This is a genomic window from Bacillus sp. JJ1521 (assembly GCF_036965165.1).
Classification (GTDB): Bacteria; Bacillota; Bacilli; order Bacillales; family Bacillaceae_L; genus Ferdinandcohnia.
The window spans coordinates 1-4,245 of record NZ_JBALOX010000154.1; the positions used below are offsets into that span (position 1 = coordinate 1).

The following is a 4,245-nucleotide window of genomic DNA, read 5'->3' on the forward strand; positions in this document are numbered from 1 at the left end:
AAAGGAAGCAAATGATGCTAACTTTGAATGCACAATTTCTTTAGAGGAACAAACAATTGTCGATTCAAAAGGATTCAAAACAGAATTCTCAATTGATTCACATTGGAAGGAAATGCTTATCAATGGTTGGGACGAGATTGATAAAACTCTTTACTATGAGGAACAAATTAAAGAACACGAACTTAAAACAGCGAATTAAAAATGTAGACAAAGTCGTTTCCGGCTTTGTCTACATTTTTTTTTATCTAGTGGGACAACCTATTGTTTTCTCATATTTTCATTGGTAAACTTATAACTCAAGTAGAAAAACGAATTTGGGGTTGGAAAAACTCTATGGATAAACAGCCAAAAGGTAAGAAACAAAAGAAAATTATTCCTTTTCCTAAGCTTAAAGAAAGATTGATGGAAAAAGGACTTGAAGCATTATCGAATAAAAAATTTAGTGAGGCTTTAACATTATTGGAACAAGCCGGGGAGCTTGAAAAAGGTAACCATGAAATAGAACTAGGCATTGTGATTTGTCTTTTTGAATTGGGAGAATTAGAGCAAGCAAAAGAGAATTGTTTAGTTATGTTAAGAGAGGATGTCGGGGATTATTTTCACATCCTGCAAATTTATGTGACCATTCTTATTCAGCTTGGGCAATATGATGAAGTCAAAACAACGATTGAGGCAGTGCTTGAAGAAGATGCAGCTCCTCCAGAGTATTTGGACAATCTATCCCAGTTACTCGAACTTAGCAAACGAATGCTTGTTGGAGATATGGCAGAAAACGAAGCAGAGTACTCGAATGAGGATGTGAAGGACCAGCTTCAAAACGTCTTATATAATGAAGGAATGATTGGACACCAAATTGCTACTATTCAATCCTTGAAAGAGCTAAATATACGAAAATACCTTGATCTTCTTGTTCCATTTTTAGCTATGCCTGAGAGACATCCGATTGTAAAAACAATCATAATCCAGCTGTTAGTTACAAATCAGGTGGATCTTGATATAGAGGTTGAGAAATTTGGTGAGACAATAAATGTAAACCCCAAAAATCTTGTCGACCCATCAATGTCTCCTTTTACAATTCAAGTTCTTTCGATTTTAGAAGAGCAGTTGGAAAATGAGAATCCTACCCTTTTCGAAACGGCAAAAGAGATTTGGCTTCAGCATCTATTTGTTCTGTATCCATTCACATTGGAGGAAGAAGATCCATCCATGTATGCAGCCGCTCTACATTTATATAGTTCTGAACTACATGGAATGGAAATTGAAAATCGAACGCTTGAGCAAATCTATGGTGTAAGTGTGTTTGAATTAAAACATACCCTTGAAAAACTAGAACAGGTGGAGCGTTTTTCATATTTTGAATAAAATAATCGCTGTTAATCATTTTATAATATAGAGTAGTTGGGTAAACTTTCTAACAATATAATCAGATTCTATATGTTGAAAGGTGCTTATTCTATGTTATAATGTAATGGTTGTAAAATGCTAGTTTACCGACATATGGTAATAGTTACCCAATTTACATATCGGAAAAAAATAGTTAGTAAATAGATAGTTGGAGGGAAAGAATTATGTCCGCAAAGTGGGAAAAATTAGAAGGAAACCAAGGTGTCTTAACAATTGAGGTTGATGCTGAAACATTTAACAAAGGACTTGACGATGCATTTAAAAAGGTAGTGAAGCAAGTTAACGTACCTGGATTCCGTAAAGGTAAAATGCCTCGTGGAATGTTTGAAAAACGTTTTGGTGTTGAATCATTATACCAAGATGCAATTGATATTATTCTTCCAGAAGCATATGAAAATGCAATTAAAGAAACTGGAATTGAGCCAGTTGACCGTCCAGAAGTTGACGTAGAGGAAATCGAAAGAGGGAAAAACGTAATTTTCACTGCAAAAGTAACTGTTAAGCCAGAGGTAAAGCTTGGTGACTACAAAGGTCTAGAAGTTGAAAAACTTGACGACACTGTTACCGATGAAGAAGTTGATGCAGAAATTAAGCAATTACAAGAGCGCAATGCAGAACTTGTTGTTAAAGAAGAAGGTACTGTTGAAGATGGCGATACTGTTGTAATTGATTTCGAAGGTTTCGTTGATGGAGAAGCGTTCGAAGGTGGAAAAGCTGAAAACTATTCATTAGAAATTGGTTCAGGTTCATTTATTCCAGGTTTCGAAGAGCAATTAGTTGGTATTGCTGCTGGAGCTGAAAAAGATGTGGAAGTTTCATTCCCTGAAGAATACCATGCTGAAAATCTAGCAGGTAAACCAGCAACATTTAAAGTAAAAGTTCATGAAATCAAAGGAAAAGAACTTCCTGAATTAGATGATGAATTTGCAAAAGATGTTGACGATGAAGTTGAAACTTTAGATGAATTAAAAGCTAAAACAAGAACTCGTTTAGAAGAGACTAAGAAGAGTGACGCTGAAAACAGCCTTAAAGATCAATTAATTGAAAAAGCATCTGAAAATGCAGAAATCGATATTCCAGAGGCTATGGTTGATACTGAGTTAGACCGTATGCTTCGTGAATTCGAACAACGTTTACAAATGCAAGGTATGAACCTTGAACTTTACTTCCAATTCTCTGGTCAAGATGAGAATGCATTACGTGAACAGATGAAAGAAGATGCTGGCAAGCGCGTTCGTGTTAACTTAACATTAGAAGCAATTGCAAAGGCTGAAAACATCGAGGTTTCTGAAGAAGAAATTAATGCAGAGCTTGAAAATATGTCTACTATGTACGGAGTATCTGCTGATCAAATTACGCAAATGCTTGGTGGCATAGATGGAGTAAAAGAAGATTTAAGAATAAGAAAAGCAATCGATTTTCTTGTAGAAAATAGCAAGAGTGTTGCATAATATTAAATAAGGGAATATCAAGGCGCGATATGATCGTGCCTTGTTTTATACCCAAAACATGGAAGTAGTACATACAATAAGCATTAGGTATTAGTTTTAATCTAATAAAACTGGGAACACTTAAAAGGAGGGCGAAATTTACACGTTTCACTAGGCGTTTTCCAAACAAACATACTTACATAATGAGCAAGAGAGTTATTATTACCTATCCGAAGAAGAAATATGGTACAATGTGCAATACATAACGAATTACAAATTTTCGAACTGATGGTATGGGGCCAAAGTTCAAACAAGACGCCTAAGTAAATAGACATTGGGCTATTGTAGAGAGAAGAAACAATAAGGGGTGACATAATGTTTAAATTTAACGATGAAAAAGGGCAACTTAAGTGTTCTTTTTGTGGTAAAACGCAGGATCAGGTTCGCAAGTTAGTTGCCGGACCAGGCGTTTATATATGCGATGAATGTATCGAACTATGTACTGAAATCGTTGAAGAAGAATTAGGTACAGAAGAAGAAGTTGAATTTAAAGATGTACCAAAACCAAAAGAAATAAGAGAAATTTTAGACGAATATGTAATTGGTCAAGACTCAGCAAAGAAATCCTTAGCTGTGGCTGTGTATAACCACTATAAGCGTATCAATTCAAACAGCAAAATTGATGATGTTGAATTGTCTAAGAGTAATATTTGTATGATAGGGCCAACTGGAAGTGGTAAAACATTACTTGCTCAAACCTTAGCTCGTATTCTAAATGTGCCATTTGCTATAGCGGATGCAACCTCTTTAACAGAAGCGGGATATGTTGGAGAAGATGTAGAAAACATTCTTTTAAAGCTAATCCAAGCCGCTGATTATGATGTAGAAAAAGCAGAAAAAGGCATCATTTATATCGATGAAATTGATAAAGTAGCACGTAAATCGGAGAACCCATCTATCACAAGAGATGTTTCTGGTGAAGGTGTGCAACAAGCACTTTTAAAAATTCTTGAAGGAACGGTTGCAAGTGTGCCGCCACAAGGTGGAAGAAAGCATCCACATCAAGAATTTATTCAAATTGACACGACAAATATCTTATTTATTTGTGGTGGAGCATTTGATGGAATTGAACAAATCATTAAGCGTCGTCTTGGTAAAAAAGTAATTGGATTTGGTTCTAACATTGTGGAAGAAGAATTAGACCAAAAATCTTTACTTTCTAAATCATTACCTGAAGACTTATTAAGATTTGGATTAATTCCTGAATTTATCGGACGTCTTCCAGTCATTGCAAGCCTTCAACCGCTTGATGAGGACGCATTAGTTGATATTTTAACAAAGCCAAAAAATGCTCTAGTGAAGCAGTTCCAAAAGATGCTTGAATTAGATGATGTTGAATTAGATTTTGAAG

The 4,245-nt window shown here is 35.3% G+C and carries 3 protein-coding genes and 1 pseudogene; all 4 read left to right on the forward strand.

Annotation, left to right across the window (positions count from 1 at the left end; translation table 11 throughout):
* A pseudogene (locus V7147_RS19090) lies at nt 1-199 on the forward strand (3-isopropylmalate dehydratase small subunit); the annotation flags it as partial.
* 134 nt (nt 200-333) lie between these two features.
* Complete coding sequence (locus tag V7147_RS19095; protein ID WP_335369418.1) at nt 334-1,362, forward strand: tetratricopeptide repeat protein; 1,029 nt, start codon at nt 334-336, stop codon at nt 1,360-1,362.
* Between the two features lie 206 nt (nt 1,363-1,568).
* Nucleotides 1,569-2,855: a trigger factor gene (gene tig / locus V7147_RS19100; RefSeq protein WP_335369419.1), complete on the forward strand. Its 1,287-nt coding sequence runs from the start codon at nt 1,569-1,571 to the stop codon at nt 2,853-2,855.
* A gap of 354 nt (nt 2,856-3,209) precedes the next feature.
* A partial coding sequence (clpX, locus tag V7147_RS19105) for an ATP-dependent protease ATP-binding subunit ClpX (protein ID WP_335369420.1) occupies nt 3,210-4,245 on the forward strand: 1,036 nt, incomplete at its 3' end.